The 19063-nt window shown below is 65.1% G+C and carries 17 protein-coding genes; 11 read left to right on the top strand and 6 right to left on the bottom strand.

Features of this window, described 5'->3' with window-relative positions:
* Positions 1-15 precede the first annotated feature (15 nt).
* The gene (locus tag CAG34_RS23560; protein WP_085592741.1) at positions 16-1122 is read left to right on the top strand and encodes an alkene reductase; all 1107 of its coding nucleotides are present in this window, start codon (positions 16-18) and stop codon (positions 1120-1122) included.
* Between the two features lie 216 nt (positions 1123-1338).
* On the opposite strand, the gene CAG34_RS23555 is transcribed toward CAG34_RS23560, so the two are convergent.
* Entirely contained in the window at positions 1339-1734 is a 396-nt protein-coding gene (locus CAG34_RS23555; protein ID WP_023662326.1) for a hypothetical protein, read from the bottom strand.
* 88 nt (positions 1735-1822) lie between these two features.
* Positions 1823-2731, bottom strand: coding sequence for a LysR family transcriptional regulator (locus CAG34_RS23550; protein ID WP_063913754.1), 909 nt, complete (start codon positions 2729-2731; stop codon positions 1823-1825).
* Between the two features lie 291 nt (positions 2732-3022).
* Between CAG34_RS23550 and CAG34_RS23540 the strand changes: the two genes are divergently transcribed.
* The 3 genes from CAG34_RS23540 to CAG34_RS23530 are packed head-to-tail and all read left to right on the top strand — an operon-like array spanning position 3023 to position 6621.
* The gene (locus CAG34_RS23540) at positions 3023-4327 is read left to right on the top strand and encodes an MFS transporter (protein ID WP_085592739.1); all 1305 of its coding nucleotides are present in this window, start codon (positions 3023-3025) and stop codon (positions 4325-4327) included.
* A 30-nt stretch (positions 4328-4357) separates the two neighbouring features.
* Positions 4358-5599, top strand: coding sequence for a Zn-dependent hydrolase (locus tag CAG34_RS23535; RefSeq protein WP_085592737.1), 1242 nt, complete (start codon positions 4358-4360; stop codon positions 5597-5599).
* The gene (locus tag CAG34_RS23530; protein WP_075044799.1) at positions 5599-6621 is read left to right on the top strand and encodes a histone deacetylase family protein; all 1023 of its coding nucleotides are present in this window, start codon (positions 5599-5601) and stop codon (positions 6619-6621) included. Before CAG34_RS23535 ends, CAG34_RS23530 begins: the two co-directional genes overlap by 1 nt.
* 227 nt (positions 6622-6848) lie before the next feature.
* Here CAG34_RS23530 and CAG34_RS23525 read toward each other — a convergent pair whose 3' ends face one another.
* A complete protein-coding gene (locus tag CAG34_RS23525; protein WP_015269943.1) occupies positions 6849-8273 on the bottom strand; it encodes a PLP-dependent aminotransferase family protein in 1425 nt (474 codons plus the stop codon).
* A 323-nt stretch (positions 8274-8596) separates the two neighbouring features.
* Here CAG34_RS23525 and CAG34_RS23520 point away from each other — a divergent pair, with 323 nt between their 5' ends.
* Complete coding sequence (locus CAG34_RS23520) at positions 8597-10006, top strand: amino acid permease (protein WP_025338600.1); 1410 nt, start codon at positions 8597-8599, stop codon at positions 10004-10006.
* 3 nt (positions 10007-10009) lie between these two features.
* Here the strand turns inward: CAG34_RS23520 and CAG34_RS23515 are convergent, their stop codons facing one another.
* The gene (locus CAG34_RS23515) at positions 10010-10189 is read right to left on the bottom strand and encodes a hypothetical protein (protein ID WP_085592735.1); all 180 of its coding nucleotides are present in this window, start codon (positions 10187-10189) and stop codon (positions 10010-10012) included.
* A gap of 184 nt (positions 10190-10373) precedes the next feature.
* On the opposite strand from CAG34_RS23515, the gene tam reads away from it, so the two are divergent.
* Positions 10374-11150: a trans-aconitate 2-methyltransferase gene (gene tam / locus CAG34_RS23510; RefSeq protein WP_085592733.1), complete on the top strand. Its 777-nt coding sequence runs from the start codon at positions 10374-10376 to the stop codon at positions 11148-11150.
* Here tam and CAG34_RS23505 read toward each other — a convergent pair.
* A complete protein-coding gene (locus CAG34_RS23505; protein WP_025338602.1) occupies positions 11140-11511 on the bottom strand; it encodes a DUF2784 domain-containing protein in 372 nt (123 codons plus the stop codon). The two genes, tam and CAG34_RS23505, sit on opposite strands and share 11 nt — an antisense overlap.
* 220 nt (positions 11512-11731) lie before the next feature.
* Positions 11732-12601 carry a LysR substrate-binding domain-containing protein gene (locus tag CAG34_RS23500; RefSeq protein ID WP_013972053.1) on the bottom strand — a complete coding sequence of 290 codons (870 nt, stop codon included), beginning with the start codon at positions 12599-12601 and terminating at the stop codon, positions 11732-11734.
* Positions 12602-12844: 243 nt separating this feature from the next.
* Between CAG34_RS23500 and CAG34_RS23495 the strand changes: the two genes are divergently transcribed.
* The 5 genes from CAG34_RS23495 (at position 12845) to CAG34_RS23475 (ending at position 19058) form a co-directional block, all read left to right on the top strand.
* Entirely contained in the window at positions 12845-14161 is a 1317-nt protein-coding gene (locus tag CAG34_RS23495) for an MFS transporter (protein WP_085592731.1), read from the top strand.
* Between the two features lie 15 nt (positions 14162-14176).
* The gene (locus CAG34_RS23490; protein WP_085592729.1) at positions 14177-15568 is read left to right on the top strand and encodes an FAD-dependent oxidoreductase; all 1392 of its coding nucleotides are present in this window, start codon (positions 14177-14179) and stop codon (positions 15566-15568) included.
* Between the two features lie 97 nt (positions 15569-15665).
* Complete coding sequence (locus CAG34_RS23485) at positions 15666-16376, top strand: YebC/PmpR family DNA-binding transcriptional regulator (protein WP_085592727.1); 711 nt, start codon at positions 15666-15668, stop codon at positions 16374-16376.
* Positions 16377-16520: 144 nt separating this feature from the next.
* Positions 16521-17465 carry a LysR family transcriptional regulator gene (locus CAG34_RS23480; RefSeq protein WP_085592725.1) on the top strand — a complete coding sequence of 315 codons (945 nt, stop codon included), beginning with the start codon at positions 16521-16523 and terminating at the stop codon, positions 17463-17465.
* 180 nt (positions 17466-17645) lie between these two features.
* Positions 17646-19058, top strand: a complete 1413-nt coding sequence (locus tag CAG34_RS23475) for a DOPA decarboxylase (protein ID WP_085592723.1) — start codon at positions 17646-17648, stop codon at positions 19056-19058.
* The last annotated feature ends 5 nt before the right edge of the window (positions 19059-19063 follow it).

Here is a 19063-nt window from a genome sequence, read left to right as displayed (position 1 = left end):
ACGGAGATGCTCGTAATGACTCAAGATCCGCTGTTCCAACCCCTGCAATTCGGCGCCCTTAACCTGCCCAACCGCGTGCTGATGCCGCCGATGACCCGCTCCCGCGCTGCCCAGCCTGGCGATGTACCGACCGCGCTGATGGCCGAGTACTACGCACAACGCGCCAGTGCGGGGCTGATCGTCAGTGAAGGCACCTGGATCTCGCCACTGGGCAAGGGTTACGCCCGCACCCCGGGTATCCATACCCAGGCGCAGATCGACGGCTGGCGCCTGGTCACCGAGGCTGTGCATGCCGCGGGCGGGCGCATCTTCGCCCAGCTCTGGCACGTCGGCCGCCTCAGCCACAGCAGCCTGCTCGGCGGCCAGGCACCGGTGTCGTCCTCGGCGATGCAGGCCGAAGGCGTGAACGTGTTCATCGACAATGCCGACGGCACGCCAGGCTTTGTCCAGGCCTCGAAACCACGCGCGTTGAGCGAAGCGGAAATTGCCGAGATCATCGAGCAGTACCGCCAGGCTGCGCGCAATGCCATGGCGGCCGGTTTTGACGGTGTCGAGTTGCACGCGGCCAACGGTTACCTGGTCAACCAGTTCCTCGATTCCGGCGCCAACGACCGCACCGACCGCTACGGCGGTTCGCTGGAAAACCGCCTGCGTTTCCTCGACCAGGTCACCCGTGCGCTGGTCGAAGGCACCGGCGACGCCCAGCGCGTAGGCGTACGCCTGGCGCCGCTGACCACGCTCAATGGCTGCGTCGATGCCGACCCGGTCACCACCTATACCGCAGCGGCCAAACGCCTGGGCGAAATCGGCATCGGCTACCTGCACATTGCCGAAGCCGACTGGGATGACGCGCCGGACATGCCGGTGGACTTCAAGCAACAGCTGCGGGCGGTGTTCCCCGGGGTGATGGTGTATGCCGGCAAATACACCGGCGAACGTGCACGGCGCGCGCTGGAGGAGGGCTGGGCTGACCTGATCGGTTTCGGCCGGCCATTCGTGGCCAACCCGGACCTGCCGGCGCGGTTGAAACTGGATGCACCCTTGGCCGAGCACGAACGGGCCACGCTGTTTGGCGGTGATGCCCATGGCCTGACCGACTACCCGGCACTGGCAACAGCCTGACTTTAGGCTCTACTTCTTGTAGGAGTGGGCTCACGCTGTACCTGTGGGAGCGGCTTTAGCCGCGAACACCGGCAACGCCGGTGCCATCCACCGTGTCGCCTGCTTCGCGGGTGAACCCGCTCCCACAGTGACCGTGCAATTTCTGGGTAGGGTGTAAAGGTACTTAGTGAAAAAGCGTGCTTCACTGAAGTTCCTGCAAGGCCGCCATTCTCTGTTCTATTCCATCAGCATCACAGCATTGGCGTATTTTTCCTGGTCCGGTGTGAACGTTGTCAGCATGCCGGTGTGATTACAGGTCAGGGTGAGCTCTGTTCGCGTATCGATGAACAGATCCTCGCCGCGAAGGCCCTGCCATTGCGCCAGGTACTTGAACGAACCGTACTTCATCGGTTTCTTCAAAGCGCGATCATGGCCACCTTTCCAACCTAGCACCGGGAGTGCGCCATCGGCGCAGTGCCGGGCAAGTTCTGGCTGGGCCAGAGCCCGCTCACGGCCAATCTCCCAGCAGCGGATCAAGCCCTCGTCGGGCCCCTTCCATGCTTCTTCCCAGGTGATCAAGGGGCGGATGGGGTGATGAATGGGGCGTCGAATGACCCCGGTAGCTCGATCCATGACTGAGATTGTCCGTAATGTTCAGTTGGTCTGGATGCTACTAATTGGCCACTATCGTGTCCAGTGCTCGCCGACCCCAGCTCTGCGTTCAGTCAAGGCTCTGCTGCAACGCCTCGATAAACACCTCTTCCGCGCGGCTGAAGCGTTGCTCCCTGTTCCACAACAGGTGGATATCCACATCGGCAATCCCTTCCTGCGGCGGCAGCTTCCACAGCAACCCGGCGTCTACATCCGGCGCCACCACATGCTCGGGCAGGCAACCTATGCCAAACCCGGCAATCACCAGCCGGCGCACTTCTTCAAGGCTTGGTGACGATGCCACGATCCGCCCGGCAAACCCTTGCTGGTCGCGGAAAATGGTCAGTGGCGACAGCATGCCGCCAATCTGGTCACTGGTGAAACTGACGAAGTTCTCCCGCTGCAGGTCGCCTTCGTCCTGGCCGAACAGGGCATGGTGCTTGCCACAGAAGAACGCATAGCGCTGGCGCAGGAACAACCGTTGCTCCAGCCGTGGCTGCGCCCGCCGGTTCAGGCTGAGGCCCGCCGTGGCGGTTTTTTCCTGCAGGGCGGCGACGATGTCGGAGCTGCGCATCACGTCGATCTCCAGCTCCACCCGCGGGTGCTGGCGGTGGAAGTCGGCGAGGAAGTCGTCGAAGCGTTCGTTGACGATACGGCTGATCATCAGCAGGCGTACCTTGCCCACCAGTTCGTCCGCCGGCTGCTCCAGCAAGCCGCCAATCTGCGACATCTGCCCATAGACCTCGCCGGCCAGCTGGAACAGCTGCTCGCCCATTTCCGTCAGCACGAAACGCGGCCCGCGGCGGGCGATGAGCTGGCGGCCAAGCTGTTCTTCAAGGCGCTTGAGCGCCTGGCTCACTGCCGGCTGGGTGAGGTGCAGGCGGGCGGCCGCGCGGCTGATGGACAGCTCCTGGCCGATGACCCGGAAGGTGCGCAGCAGGTTCCAGTCGAGGCGGTCGTTGAGCAGACGGTCGGGCATGGCAGGGCTCGATAATAAGCAGGGCTAATATTTCGAATAATAAATAGAAAATTGACTAATCATAGCCCCGGGCCGATAAATCGCAGGTATCGAGGCCTGCCGAGTCGGTGCTGGCCTCTTCGCGGGCTTGCCCGCTCCCACAGGGTCACCACAAGTTTCGAATGCTGCGCAGTACCTGTGGGAGCGGGCGAGCCCGCGAAGAAGCCAACACCGATTCAACAAGCCAAGCGCCACAAGAGCGCCCCCGTGCCCCTGACAACTCCTGCCAGAACAACAAGCAAAGGAGCCCCCATGAAGCTCACCGCTTCCCCCCAGCCACGCCGTGCCGCCGCCGCCGCGTTCATCGGTACCATGATCGAGTGGTACGACTTCTACATCTACGCCACCGCCGCCGCCCTGGTGTTCGGCGCGCTGTTCTTCCCCTCCGACAACAGCCTGTTCAGCACCATGGCCGCGTTCGGTACCTTCGCCGTCGGCTTCTTCGCCCGGCCGCTGGGTGGCATCGTCTTCGGCCACGTGGGCGACCGTATCGGCCGCAAGAAGTCGCTGGTCATCACCTTGCTGATGATGGGCATCGTCACCGTGGGCATCGGCCTGCTGCCGACCTACGCACAAATCGGCGCCAGCGCGCCGGTACTGCTGATCCTGCTGCGCATCGTCCAGGGCATTGCCGTGGGCGGCGAGTGGGGCGGGGCGGTGCTGATGGCCGGTGAGCATGCCCCCAAGGGCCGGCGCAACTTCTTCGCTTCGTTCGCCCAGCTGGGCAGCCCGGCGGGCCTGATCCTGTCGCTGCTGGCCTTCGGCGCGGTCACCCGCCTGCCGGAAGAAGACCTGATGAACTGGGGCTGGCGCGTGCCGTTCCTGGCCAGCGCGCTGTTGCTGCTGGTGGGCCTGGCGATTCGCCTGGGGGTGAACGAGTCGCCCGAGTTCATCGCCAGCCGCGAGCAGGCGGAAAAGGCCCGGCGCAAGGAGCAGGCCCCGGTATTCGAAGTGCTGCGCACGGCCTGGCGCCCGCTGTTGCTGTGCATCGGTGCCAATACCCTGGGTATTGCCGGTGTCTACTTCACCAACACCTTCATGATCAGCTACACCACCCAGCAGTTGCACCTGGAGCGTTCGTTGATCCTGGAGTGCCTGTTCTTCGTGGCGATCATCCAGTTCTGCGTGCAGCCGTTGGCCGCCTGGCTATCGGAAAAGATCGGCGCCACCCGCTTCCTGGCCCTTGTCGCGCTGCTGGCGATGGCCTCGCCTTACCCGATGTTCGTGCTGGTCAGCTCGGGCCAGGGCCCGTTGATCGTGCTCGGCATCGCCCTGGCCGCCGCGTGCATGGCGTCGTTCTACGCGGTGATCGCCGGCTATGTCAGCGGCATGTTCGACACCCGCGTGCGCTACACCGCCATTTCCCTGGCCTACCAGATCTGCGGCGCCATCGCGGGCGGCCTGACCCCGCTGATCGGTACCTGGCTGGCCCACACCTTCACCGGCCAATGGTGGCCGATGGCGGTGTTCTACACCCTGATCGCCACCATCTCGCTGGTCTGCGTGCTCGCCCTGGCGCGCCAGTACGCCCGCAGCCAGCGCCTGGAACTGGCCTGATCGAACCGCTTTTTTCTGGAGTACCCGCACATGTTGAAAAGCAATGGCGAACGCCTGTGGGCGAGCCTGATGGCCATGGCCGAAATTGGCGCTACCGCCCGTGGCGGCAGCTGCCGCCTGGCCCTGAGCGACGAGGACAAGGCTGGCCGTGAACTGTTCAGCTACTGGTGCCGCGAAGCCGGCCTGACGCTGACTGTGGATGCCATCGGCAACCTGTTCGCTCGCCGTGCTGGCAGCGACCCCGATGCAGCGCCGGTGATGATGGGCAGCCACCTCGACACCCAACCTGAGGGCGGCCGTTTCGATGGCGTCTACGGTGTGCTGGCGGGCCTTGAAGTGGTGCGCCGGCTCAATGACCTGAACATCCAGACGCGCAAACCGCTGGAAATCGTCGTATGGACCAACGAGGAGGGCGCCCGCTTCACCCCGGCCATGTTCGGTTCGGCGGTGTTCACTGGCACCCTGGCACTGGACGAAGCGCTGGCCATTCGCGATGCCGATGGCATCAGTGTCGCCGACGAACTGCAACGCACCGGTTACGCCGACCGGCGCCCGCTGGGCGGCCAGGTCGATGCCTATTTCGAGGCGCATATCGAGCAAGGCCCGATCCTTGAAGACAACGCCAAGGCCATTGGCGTGGTCAGCGGCGGGCAGGCCATCCGATGGCTCGACGTCACGGTCGAAGGCATGGCCGCACACGCCGGCACCACGCCGATGCCGCTGCGCAAGGATGCCCTGTACGGCACCGCACGGATGATCCAGGCGGTCGAGCAACTGGCTGCCAATTTTGCCCCCGAAGGCCTGACCACGGTGGGTGAACTGTCCATCGCCAAGTCCTCGCGCAACACCATTCCGGGGCTGCTGAAGTTCACCGTCGACTTGCGTCATCACCGGGATGAAGCCATCGAGGCGATGGAGCGCGACCTGACGTTGAAGCTGCAAGCCATCGCCAATCAGCGCGGGTTGCAGGTGCGTATCGAGCGCCATTGGGTCAGCCCGGCCACACCATTCGATGCCGATTGCGTAGCCGCCGTGCAGCAGGCGGTGGATGGCCTGGGCTATGCCCAGCAGTCGATCGTCAGCGGCGCCGGCCACGACGCCATCCTGCTGGCCCGCTACTGCCCGACCGCCATGGTGTTCATCCCCTGTGTCGGCGGCCTGAGCCACAACGAAGCCGAAGACGTGTTGCCCGACGACGCCCGCCAGGGTGCCGATGTACTGCTCAATGCCGTGCTGGCCCGCGCGGGCCTTATCGAACAAGGAGACGCCTGATGCGTTGTTACTTCCACCCCGAACAACTGCTGCATCACCCACGCAGCTATTACTCGCGCGGCGCCATGCGCACCCCGCAGGAAGTCCCCGAACGCGCCCAGCGCCTGCTGCAGGCAGCCAAGGATCTGGGCTTCGACATCCGTCAGCCTGAGGACGCCGGCCTCGAGCCGCTCAAGGCAGTGCATGGCGAGGCCTACCTGGCCTTCCTCGAAGAGGCCCATGCGCGCTGGAAGGAAGTGCCCGAGGACTGGGGCGACGAGGTCATGTCCAACATCTTCGTGCGTGAACCCAACGCCCTGCGCGGCATCCTCGCCCAGGCCGGGCGCTACCTGGCTGACGGCAGCTGCCCTGTAGGCGAACACACCTGGCGCTCGGCCTATTGGTCTGCGCAAAGCGCAGTGGCCGGTGCCAAGGCCATTCTCGACGGCGAGCCGGCGGCCTATGCCCTGTGCCGGCCGCCAGGCCACCATGCGCGCTTCGATGCGGCCGGTGGTTTCTGCTACATCAACAACGCCGCTGTCGCTGCCCAGGCCTTGCGCAGCCGTTACAGCCGCGTGGCCATCCTCGATACCGACATGCACCACGGGCAGGGGATTCAGGAAATCTTCTACGACCGCCGGGATGTGCTGTATGTGTCGGTGCATGGCGACCCCACCAACTTCTACCCGGGTGTGGCCGGGTTCGCGGACGAGCGTGGCAGCGGTGCGGGGGAGGGGTACAACCTGAACTTGCCGATGGCGCATGGGGCTAGCGAAGCGGACTTCATGGGCCAGCTGGAAATCGCGCTGGCAGCGGTGAAGGACTTTGGCGCCGAGGTGCTGGTGTTGTCGCTGGGGTTCGATATCTACGAACTGGACCCGCAGAGCAAGGTGGCGGTGACGACTGAAGGGTTTGCGGTATTGGGCGAGCGGATTCGGGCGATGCGCATGCCGTGCCTGATCGTGCAGGAAGGGGGGTATCACCTGGAGAGCCTGGAGGCGAATGCGCAGGCGTTTTTTGCCGACAAGGCGGACTGGCGATAAGTGCCAGGGGGCGGCAGCCGAGGAATGGCTGCCGGCCTCTTCGCGGGTGAACCCGCTCCCACAGGGATCGCGACGCCCTAGGGCTTTCAGCAGGGCCGTTGCTCCCAAAGGGATATCACTAACCTCAAGGCTGGTGGGAGCCATGTGGGAGCGGGTTTACCCGCGAAGAGGCCGGGGCAGGCAGCCCATCAGCGCCAGGTGGACGCACGGATAGCCGAAGCAGCCCGTTACACCCCACCCCGGCGCACATGCTTCACCAACACCTTCTCCAGCAACTCCCACATCGCCGGCTCGGTACTGAACGCCACGTTGAACCGCATCCACCCGGTCGCCTTGGCATCGACCATGAACAACTGCCCGGGCCCGAGCATGATGCCTTTCTCCAACGCATCATCCAGCAACGCCGCGCTGTCCGGAATCGCCGGGTGGCGGGTCCAGATATACATCCCTTCATCCGACTCGATGAACAGCTCGAAGCCCAACCGATGCAGATGCCGGCCAACTTCCTGGTGCGCCTCGGCCAGCCGCTGGCGCAGGCGCTTGAGGTGCTTGCGCCAGCGCCCGTCGATGATCGCGGCATACACCACGCGCTCCATCACCTGCGAGGTGGTCAGGCCCGAGCGCATCTTCAGGTGCAGCAGCTTCTGCATCAGTTCGGGGTTGGCCAGCATGTAGCCGACCCGCACATTGGGCGAAATGCTCTTGGAGTAGCTGCCCACGTACACCACCTGCTGCAGGTGGTCGAGGCTGGCCAGGCACGGCTGCGGTTCGGCGACCATGTCGGCATACAGGTTGTTTTCCACCAGGCGGAAGCCATGCTGGCTGGCCAGTTGCAGCAGGCGGTGCAGCTGCGGTAGCGGCGTGCGCGAGCAGGTCGGGCTGTGCAGGTGCGGCTGGGTGAAGAACGCAGTGGGGCGGTGATGGGTGAGCAACTGCTCCAGCTGGTTCAGGTCGTAGCCGGCCGGTGTGCGCGGCACGCCGACCAGGGTCGCGCCCTGGGTGCGCAGGATGCTCATCAGGTTGGGGTAGCCCGGGTCGTCCACCAGCACAACGTCGCCCGGGCGCACCAGGGTGCGCGCGGCCAGGTCCAGGGCCTGGCTGGCGCCGTGGGTAAGCATCAGCTGCGCCGGGTTGGCAACGATCGACAGTTCCTGCTGCAGGTTCTGTGCGGTCAGTGCTCGCAGCTCCATCAGGCCCATGGGGTCGCCGTAGCCCGACAGCTCCAGCGGGCTGCCGGCCACCTGGCGCAGGCCGCGGCGCAGGCCGTCTTCGTACATCCAGTCGTTGGGCAGCCAGCCGCAGCCTGGCTTGAACGGCAACTGGCGGATTTCGAAGATCTGCTGCAGGTACCACTCGGAGTTGAACGTTGGTCGACTGGTGTCGGCCTCGGCGTTATGCGGGTCGAGCAATTCGCCCGCCGCGCGGTTGACGAAGAACCCCGCATTGCCCCGGCTCACCAGCAGGCCCTGGGCGACCAGACGGTCGTAGGCCTCGACCACGGTGAAGGTGCTCACCGAATAGCTCGCGGCAAAGGCGCGGATCGAGGGGACCTTGGCGCCTGGCTTGAGGGTCTGGTTGTCGATCAACTCGCGCAGCCCGTCGATGATCTGGTTCACCAGCGGGGTCGAGGAGTCTGGATGTAATTCGAACATTCGGGGCCTTCAGGGTGCGTATCGCCCGGCGTTTGCAAGGTGTATTGCATGGGCGACCTGTACAGTGCAGTGCGAGTTTCATGCCACTGTGCATGGCTCTCTGCGTCGGACATTTTTACATTAGGTGTCAGATATCGCCACCTAAAGCATGTTCAGTTCGCTCCAGGCGCCTGCCCTGGGGCGCGTCAGCAGGCCGCCATGGAGGGCCTGCGTGTGTTCGCTCACACCATCCTGCGCGCATTAGCACTGATGTACGTGAAACCGCCAGCCATCGGGGTTTCACAGTTTTCCTTGGATAAAAAGAAGCACGGGGTACACAACTGATGGACGCAACATCCACAACCACCACCGCGAAAAGCGGGCACGAGAGCAAGCTCAGTGCCTCGCTCAAGTCGCGCCACCTGACGATGATGTCGATCGCCGGGGTTATCGGCGGCGCCTTGTTCGTCGGTTCCGGCAGCGTGATTCACAGCGCCGGCCCAGCCGCTGTGCTGGCCTACCTGGCAGGCGGCATCCTGGTGGTACTGATCATGCGCATGCTGGGTGAAATGGCGACTTCCTCGCCAGACACCGGTTCGTTCTCCACCTACGCCGATCGCGCCATCGGCCGTTGGGCCGGTTTCACCATCGGCTGGCTGTACTGGTGGTATTGGGTCATCCTCATGGCCTGGGAAGCTTATGTGGCGGGCAAGATCCTGCATGGTTTCTTCCCCGACGTCAGTGTCAACGTGTTCGTGCTGGCCACGACCCTGTTGCTGATCACCGTCAACTTCTTCAACGTCAAGCACTATGGTGAGTTCGAGTTCTGGTTCGCCTTGATCAAGGTGATCGCGATCGTCTGCTTCCTGATCGTGTGTACCGCTGCCGTGCTGAACATCTGGCAGTTCGGTGAAGTGCGTGGCATCAGCCACCTCACCGCCGAAGGCTTCATGCCCAATGGCATCACCACCGTGATCGGTGCCTTGCTCGGGGTGATGTTCGCCTTCCTCGGCGCGGAAATCGTCACCATCGCCGCTTCCGAAGCCAAGGACCCGGCTGCGCAGATCGTCAAGGCGACCAACTCGGTGGTCTGGCGTGTGTGCCTGTTCTACGTGGGTTCGATCTTCCTGATCGTCTGCCTGGTACCGTGGAACGACCCGCACCTGGGCGTTTCCGGCTACGGCGCCTACCGCCGCACCCTGGAGCTGTTGGGCGTGCCGTATGCCGAGCTGCTGATGAACTTCGTGGTGCTGACCTCGGTGAGCAGCTGCCTGATCTCGGGCCACTACACCGCTTCGCGCATGCTGTTCTCCCTGGCCCAGCGTGGCGACGCGCCGTCGTTCTTCAAGATCACCCGCGCCGGCACCGGTGTACCGGTGTACGCGATCATGGGTTCGTGCGCCGTGGCCGTAGTGTGTGCGCTGATCAACTTCAGCGAGACCCTGCGCCCGAAAGACGTGCTGGAAACCCTGATGAACACCACCGGCATGATTGCCCTGCTGGTGTATCTGGTGATTGCCTTCTCGCAGCTGCGCATGCGCCGCAAGCTGATTGCCGAAGGCAAGGAAGTACGCCTGAAGATGTGGCTGTTCCCATGGCTGACCTACCTGGTGATCGCGTTCATCGTGGCCGCCCTGGTAACCATGGCCTTCATGCCTGACTACCAGATCCTGGTGATCTCCACCGGTATCGCCGCGGCAATCGTGGTGGCGATGGGTGTGGTGCACCAGATCCGCACTGGCAAGCAGCACTAAGCGTCACTCGCTTCTCGAAACGGCCGGCTCCCTCGGGGACCCGGCCGTTTCGCGTTGTTGGGCATGGTTTTTTTCCGCTGGCATGTGAAAGCGCTGGTTCATCCAGGGCGAGCCTAGCAGGGCGGCGGTGGCGATCAGGGCCAGGATGGCGAGGGCGATGAAAGTTTTCATGGAGGGGCGCATACATGGACGACACCAAGCATAGGTGGTCAGTTCCGGCCCTATCGCCGGCAAGCCAGCTCCCACAGGTATTGCGCATGGCTTGAGATCGGTGCGTTCCCTGTGGGAGCTGGCTTGCCGGCGATAGGGCCCTCAAAGCCGACAGATGGCATATGCTGAACACATTGCCCGCCCAAAGGAGCTTCACATGGCCTGGTCCGCCACCCAGTATTCGCTGTTCGAAGACGAGCGTACCCGCGCCGTGCGCGATCTGCTCGCCGCTGTGCCACCACGCCCGGTACGCCACGCCACCGACCTGGGCTGTGGCCCTGGCAATTCCACCGAGGTGCTGCTGCAACGTTACCCGGATGCCCAGGTGACGGCCCTGGACAGTGACCCGGACATGATCGAAAAGGCCCGCGAGCGTAAACGGCTGTGCATTCCCCGGGTGCGCACTGTCGTCGGTGACATTGCCGGCTGGTCCGCTCCCGAGCCGCAGGACCTGATCCTGGCCAATGCCTCGCTGCAATGGGTACCCGACCACGCCTCGCTGTATCCGCACTTGGTGCGCCAGCTGAGCGAAGGAGCCAGCCTGGCCGTGCAGACCCCGGACAACCTCGACGAGCCGGCCCACCGGCAGCTGCGCGAAATCGCCAGCCAGGGCCCCTGGGCGGCGAAATTCGCTGATTTCCAGCTGCCACCACGGCACAGCGCGGCGTTCTACTACGACCTGCTCAGCCCGCTGTGTGCGCGGGTGGATGTGTGGCGCACCACCTACCACCACCCGTTGGCCGGTGGCGCGGAAGCCGTAGTGGAATGGTTCAAGGGTTCGGCCTTGCGTCCGTACCTGGGGCGGTTGGAGGAGCAGGAGCAGGCGGATTTCCTGCAGATGTATCTGCAGGCGATGCAGCGCGACTACCCGCCGGCCACCGATGGCAAGGTGCTGTTGCCGTTCCCGCGGCTGTTCGTGATCGCTACCCGCTAGGGCGGCGCCAGCGCCAGGCCACGTAGCTGTAGATGCCGAGGTTGAGCAGCAGCACGAAAGTGCCCAGCAGCAGCTGGATGTGCGGTGTCAGCCCGGCGGGGTAGATCAACGGCCAGATGTAGTGCTCGACGAAGCCGCCCTGGTAGCCCGCGTCACCAGCCGCGCTGCGCATGCGGTTTTCCCAGGTGGTCAGCGGGCAGCCCAGGTGCAGGCATTCCACCGCCAGGCCCCAGGCCAGCGCCGGCAGGTGCAGCAGCAGGGCAGGGCGCCAACGCAGTACCAGCAGGCCGCCGAACAGCACCAGCAGGATGAAGAGCAGGTGCAGCAGGACCAGGGTGTCGGCGGCAAGGCGGTAGAGCATGGGTTGTGTGCCGAGGGTTGAGGTTATCCCAGCATAGTTGGGTTGCCTGTACCGGCCTCTTCGCGGGTGAACCCGCTCCCACAGGTACTCCACAGAGCTCGAGAGCTGTGGAATACCTGTGAGAGCTGCCTACATTGGTCTCCCACAGGTACCGTGCCAATCTGAGCCTGAGTGCGGCCCCTGTGGGAGCGGGTTTACCCGCGAAGAGGCCGGCACAGGCTTACAACCCTTCCTCCACCATCTGCAGGAAGGTCGCCACCACCCGCCGCGTGCGCTGCTCGCTCAGGCACACCAGGGTCTCGGTCAGGTGCCGCTGGCAATCGACGATCGGCAAGGCGCACACCCGCGCATCCGCACCAAACTCCGCCGCCGACACCACCCCCACACCAATCCCCACCACCACCGCTTCCCGCGCCGCTTCCCGGCCTTCCACCTGGATCGCCGGGCGAATCCGCAGCCCGGCCCGTTGCATTTCTTCTTCCAGCGTCTGCCGCGTCACCGACCCGGGCTCGCGCAGCACCAGCGGCGTATCGTCCAGATCCGCCAGGCTGATCGCGCCGCGGCTGGCCCATGGGTGCTGGTGGGAAACGAACGCCACCATCGGGTCGCGGCGCAGCGGCAGGCAGTGCAGCCGCTCATCGTCGACGTCCCGCCCCAGCAGGGCCAGGTCGGCCTGGTAGCTGAACAGCCGGGCCAGCGATTCGTCGGTGTTGCCGGTCTCGATTTTCACCTGGATGCCCGGGTAGCGCTGGCAGAAGCGGGCGATCTGCGGCAGCACGTGCACCGGGGCATCCACCGCCAGCACCAGGCTGCCGGTGTGCAGCGCACGCGAATCCTGCAGCAGTTCATGGGCCTCGGCCTCGCAGGCGAACAGGCGCTGGCTGATGCCCAGCAGGCGCTCGCCGAGGTCGGTGAGCTGCACCGAACGCTTGTTGCGGTGGAACAGCAAGACGCCAAAGCGCTCCTCCAGTTTGCGCACCTGGTCCGACACCGCCGGCTGGGTAAGAAACAGCTTTTCGGCGGCGCGGGTAAAGCTGCCGTGAACGGCCACGGCATGGAAGGCCTTGAGTTGTGCGTGGGAAACCGACATGACGACCTCAGTAACAAGCTGGGCTTATGTGTGAAATACGATAAATCGATTTTATTTATCTTAGCGCAACTGTTTCCATGCATGTCAGCCCGACGCTGGTACCACAAGTGCCGCCAGGGCCATGGCACCCACACGGCGCCATCTGACCCGATGACAGCCTCGTCATCGCTGTGCGTAACACAAGAACAAGACAGGCGTTTCTTCACATTCTGCCGGCACACTCAAGCAAGAGGTCAGACTTACATGAATCAATCCCTAGCCGCGTTCAAACGCTGGCGTATCCAGATTTTCGCCATTACCTGGCTGGCCTACGCCGCCTTCTACTTCACCCGCAAGGCCTTCTCGGTGGCCAAGTTGGGCATCGGTGAAGACCCCAACTTCATGCTCGACAAGGCCGCCATGGCCAACCTCGACGCCATCTACCTGGCCGCCTACGCCGTGGGCCAGTTCACCTGGGGCATGCTTGCCGACCGCTTTGGCCCACGCGTGGTGGTGCTCGGCGGCCTGCTGATTTCTGCTGCTGCGGCGGTGGTGATGGGCAGTTACGCCACCTTCCCGATCTTCGCCACCTGCATGCTGGTGCAGGGCCTGGCGCAATCCACCGGCTGGGCCGGGTTGTGCAAGAACATCGGCAGCTTCTTCCCGGCGTCGCAGCGTGGGCGGGTGCTGGGCCTGTGGAGTTCCTGCTATGCCTTCGGCGGCCTGGTGGCCTCGCCGTTCGCCGGCTGGTGGGCCTATACCCTGGTCGGTACCTGGCACGCGGCGTTCTTCTCCAGTGCCGCCGTGGTGGCGCTGGTGGCCGTGCTGTTCTTCTTCCTGCAGCGCAACAAGCCTGAAGACGTCGGCCTGCCGGCGGTGGAGCCCGAGCCGCAGAGCATGGCCCCGGCCGGCAACCTGTGCAGCGTGTGGGCGCCGCTGAAGGAGATCATGCGCAACCGCACGGTGCTGACCCTGGGGCTGGCGTATTTCCTGTTGAAACCGGCGCGCTACGCCATCCTGCTGTGGGGGCCGGTGATCGTCTTCGAGCAGATGCCCTCGGTGGGCAAGGTGGGGGCAGCGATCATCCCGACAGCCTTCGAACTGGCCGGGCTGCTCGGCCCGATCATCATCGGCCTGGCCTCCGACAAGCTGTTCGGCGCCAGGCGCATGCCGGCCTGTGTCATCAGCCTGGTGTTGCTGACCGTGGCGTTGGCGGCGTTCATGGCGGCCATGCACACCGGCAGCGTGATCCTGGTGGTGGCCCTGCTGTTCGTCATGGGCCTGACCCTGTACGGGCCGGACTCGATGATCAGCGGCGCTGCGGCCATCGACTTCGGCACCGCCAAGGCTGGCGCTACCGCAGCTGGCTTCGTCAACGGCTGCGGTTCGGTGGGGGCGGTGCTTGGCGGGCTGCTGCCGGGGTACTTCGATGGTGTCACGGTGTTCATCGTGTTCGCCGGCTGCGCGCTGTTCTCGGCGCTGGTGCTGCTGCCGCACTGGAACAGCCGCCCGGCCAGCGCTGCGCAAAGCACTGATGTGGCACCGAATACCAGCATGGCAATCAAGCCACTGCGTACCTGAAAGGAAAGCGAGCGAATGAGACCCTTCTGGCTGCAACAGGCCCTGGATTCGGCGCAAGAGGCGGTGTGCCCGCCGCTGCAAGGCGATGCCCGTTGCGATGTGTGCATCGTCGGCGGCGGCTATACCGGCCTGTGGACCGCGCTGATGCTCAAGGAAGCGGTGCCGGCCCTGGATATCGTGCTGATCGAGGCCGATATCTGCGGTGCCGGTGCCAGTGGCCGCAATGGTGGCTGTGCGTTGTCCTGGTCGGCCAAGTACTTCACCCTCGAGCGGTTGTTCGGGGTGGCCGAGGCGGTGCGCCTGGTGCGTGAGTCGGAGCGCAGCATCGGTGAGATCGGCGCGTTCTGCGCGGCCAATGGCATCGATTGCGACTACCGCCTGGACGGCACGCTGTACACCGCCACCAACGCCGCCCAGGTCGGCGCCACCGACGCGGTGATCGCCGCGCTGGAGCAAAAGGGGATCAATTCGTTTCGCCGCCTGCCGCTGCAGCAGGTGCAGCGCCTGGCGGGTTCGGCGCGGCACCTGGAAGGCTGGTTCTCGCCGGCCGCGGCCACGGTGCAGCCGGGCAAGCTGGTGCGCGGCCTGCGCCGGGTGGCCTTGCAGCGCGGCGTGCGCATCCATGAGGGCACCGCCATGACCGGCCTGGAGCACGGCGCCCCGGTGCAGGTGCGCACGGCCCATGGCACGGTGCGCGCCGACCGCGTGGTATTGGGCCTGAATGCCTGGATGGCGCGGGCTTTCCCACAGTTCGAACGCAGCGTGGCGATTGTTTCCAGCGACATGGTGATCACCGAACCTTGCCCCGAGCTGCTGCACCAGGTCGGCCTGGACAGCGGCATCAGCGTGCTCGATTCGCGGATTTTCGTGCATTACTACCACAACACCTCCGATGGTCGGCTGATGCTCGGCAAGGGCGGCAATACCTTCGCCTATGGCGGGCGCATGCTGCCGGTGTTCGACCAGCCGTCGCCGTACCGGCCGCTGCTGCGTGAAAGCCTGGGCGGGTTTTTCCCGGCGCTGGCCGAGGTGCCGCTGGCGGCCAGCTGGAACGGGCCGTCCGACCGCTCGGTGACCGGTTTGCCGTTCTTTGGCCGGCTGGACGGGCAGGGCAACGTGTTCTACGGCTTTGGTTACTCCGGCAGCGGCGTCGGGCCGTGCCACATGGGCGGGCAGATTCTGTCGTCGCTGGCACTGGGGCTGGACAACCCATGGACCCGTTCGCCGCTGGTCAAGGGGCCGCTGGGGCTGTTCCCGCCCGAGCCGATCCGCTACCTGGGCTCGCTGATGGTGCGCAATGCCATCCGCCGCAAGGAGCGGGCCGAGGACCGTGGGCTGCGGCCGCGCAGGCTGGATGTGCGCCTGGCGCGGTTTGCCGCGGCGGCGGGCAAGGCCGATAAAGGCTGATGAGATTTCTTGTCGAACACAGGCCAGAGGGCGTATAAACTGCACCCACTTTTGGCCGGTCGCTTCCTGAACCGGCCGCTGAAACAAGAGAGTCGACATGGGCGCACAGTGGAAAGCCAAACATAAAGAAGCCGCGGCCAACGCCAAAGGCAAGATCATGGGCAAGCTGTCCAAAGAGATCCAGATCGCCGCCAAGTCCGGCGCCGACCCGGACATGAACCCACGCCTGCGCCTGGCCATCGAGCAGGCCAAGAAGGCCTCGATGACCCGCGAGACCCTGGAGCGCGCAATCCGCAAGGGCGCGGGCCTGGACGGCGATGCCGTGCAGTACTCGGCGGTAAGCTACGAAGGTTTCGCCCCGCACCAGGTACCGCTGATCGTCGAGTGCCTGACCGACAACGTCAACCGCACCGTCGCGCAAATCCGCGTGCTGTTCCGCAAGGGCCAGCTGGGTGCCAGCGGTTCGGTGGCCTGGGATTTCAACCACGTCGGCCTGATCGAAGCCACCCCGAGCGGCGACGCCGACCCGGAAATGGCGGCCATCGAAGCCGGTGCCCAGGACTTTGAAGACGGCGACGAAGAGGGTTCGACCCTGTTCATCACCGACACCACCGACCTGGACGCGGTGCAGAAGGCCCTGCCGGAGCATGGCTTCACCGTGACCTCGGCGAAGATCGGCTACACCCCGAAGAACCCGGTGAGCGCGGCCACCCTGAGTGCCGAGGCGCTGGCCGAGGTGGAAGCGTTCCTCGAAGCTATCGACGAGAACGATGACGTGCAGAACGTTTATGTTGGCCTGACTGACTGATCTGCTTCTCTGGGGCCGCTTTGCGGCCCAATCGCCGGCAAGCCAGCTCCCACAGGTACAGCACAAGCCCCGATGGTTGTGGTGACCCTGTGGGAGCTGGCTTGCCGGCGATTGGGCCGGTCGATCCTCTAGAAGGGAGCCTGTATGAACCCCGCTTTCGCCTCCCTCAGCCTCGCCCACCTGCGTACCCTCGACCACCTGCTGCAGCTGAAGAACCTCAGCCACGCCGCCGAGCGCCTGGGCGTCAGCCAGTCCGCCCTCAGCCGCCAGCTGGCCCATCTGCGCGACGCCTTCGATGACCCGTTGCTGGTACGCCAGGGCCGCGGTTACGTGCTCAGCGAACACGCCGAAGCCTTGGTCGAACCCCTGCGCCAGGTTCTCGAAGAGCTGCACGCCCTGCGCCAGCCCGCGGTGTTCGACCCGGCGCGCTGCGAGCGGCGTTTCTGCCTGGCCGCGTCGGACTACGTGGCCGAGCACATGCTGCCGCTGCTGGTGGCGGCGCTGGAGCGCGAAGCGCCGGGTGTATCGCTGGAGTACCGCACCTGGCAGGCCGGCCAGTACGCCTTGCTGGCCAGTGGCGAGATCGACCTGGCCACCACCTTGTTCGACGAGTCGCCACCCAACCTGCACGGGCGGCTGTTGGGCGAGGACCGCGCGGTGTGCCTGATGCGCCACGACCACCCGCTGGCCGCCCGCGGCGCGCTCAGCCAGGACGACTACCTGGCGCACAAGCATGTGCGTATTTCCGGTGGAGGCGACAAGGACAGCTTCATCGACCGCCACTTGCGCGCCCAGGGCCTGCAACGGCGGGTCAGCCTGGAAGTGCCGTTCTTCTCCGCCACCGTGCAGGTGATCGCGAACAGCCAGGCGCTGGCCACCGTGCCCGAGCACATCGCCCGGCAGTTGTGCCGCCTGCATGATCTGGCCTGGCGGCCGTTGGGCTTCATCGACCACAGCCAGCGCTACTGGGTGGTGTGGCACCAGCGCCTGCAGGCCTCGGCCGAACACCGCTGGTTGCGCAACCGGGTGTTCGAGTTGTGGCGCCAGTCGCAGTTCGGTGTGCAGGGCGGGCATGCGGGTTTGCTATAGCAGGTATGCGCGAGGCGGGGTTATTCACTTCGGGACAGGTGCCTAGACTGGGGCATTGTGTTGCCTGTACCGGCCTCTTCGCGGGCACGCCCGCTCCCACAAGCGATGCAATACCTGTGGGAGCGGGCGTGCCCGCGAAGAGGCCAGCACAGGCAGCGAAAAACCCACAGGAGACCCCAGGTGACCCCCGAACAATTCCGCCAGTACGGCCACCAACTGATCGACCTGATCGCCGACTACCGCCAGTCCGTCGGCGAGCGCCCGGTCATGGCCCAGGTCGAGCCCGGCTATCTCAAGGCCGCCTTGCCCGCTCAGGCCCCCCTGCAAGGCGAACCTTTCGCTGCGATCCTCGACGACGTCAACCAGTTGGTCATGCCCGGCCTGTCCCATTGGCAGCACCCGGACTTCTACGGCTACTTCCCCTCCAATGGCACCCTGTCGTCGGTCCTCGGTGACTTCCTCAGCACTGGCCTGGGCGTGCTGGGCCTTTCGTGGCAGTCCAGCCCGGCCCTGAGCGAGCTGGAGGAAACCACCCTCGACTGGCTGCGTCAGCTGCTCGGCCTGTCTGGTCAATGGAGCGGGGTGATCCAGGACACCGCATCCACCAGCACCCTGGTGGCGCTGATCTGCGCACGGGAACGCGCCAGCGACTACGCACTGGTACGCGGCGGCCTGCAAGCCCAGGCCAGGCCGCTGATCGTCTATGTCAGCGCCCATGCCCACAGCTCGGTGGACAAGGCCGCATTGCTGGCCGGTTTCGGTCGCGACAACATCCGCCTGATCCCGACCGACGAACGCCATGCCCTGCGCCCGGAAGCACTGCAGGCGGCGATCGAGCAGGACCTGGCCGCCGGCAACCAGCCCTGCGCCGTGGTCGCGACCACCGGTACCACGGCTACCACGGCCCTCGACCCGCTGCGGCCGATCGGCGAGATCGCCCAGGCCCATGGCCTGTGGCTGCACGTGGACTCGGCCATGGCCGGCTCGGCGATGATCCTGCCGGAATGCCGCTGGATGTGGGACGGCATCGAGCTGGCCGATTCGCTGGTGGTCAACGCGCACAAGTGGCTGGGCGTGGCCTTCGATTGCTCGATCTACTACGTGCGCGACCCGCAGCACCTGATCCGGGTGATGAGCACCAACCCCAGCTACCTGCAGTCGGCGGTGGATGGCGAGGTGAAGAACCTGCGTGACTGGGGTATCCCGCTGGGCCGTCGGTTCCGTGCGTTGAAGTTGTGGTTCATGCTGCGCAGCGAGGGGGTCGAGGCGTTGCAGGCACGGCTGCGGCGTGACCTGGACAATGCCCAGTGGCTAGCCGGGCAAATCGGCGCGGCGGCGGAGTGGGAGGTGCTGGCGCCGGTGCAGTTGCAGACGTTGTGCATCCGCCATCGGCCGGCGGGGCTGGAAGGGGAGGCGCTGGATGCGCATACCAAGGGCTGGGCCGAACGGCTGAACGCGTCCGGGGATGCCTATGTGACGCCGGCAACGCTGGATGGGCGGTGGATGGTGCGGGTGTCGATTGGCGCATTGCCGACCGAGCGGGGGGATGTTCAGAGGCTTTGGCAGCGCCTTCAGGAAGTGGTCAAGGGCTGAAATTG

This window comes from Pseudomonas sp. B14(2017) (genome assembly GCF_002113255.1).
In the GTDB taxonomy this organism is placed as follows: Bacteria; Pseudomonadota; Gammaproteobacteria; order Pseudomonadales; family Pseudomonadaceae; genus Aquipseudomonas; species Aquipseudomonas putida_Z.
This window is presented reverse-complemented; position numbering and strand designations above follow the sequence as displayed.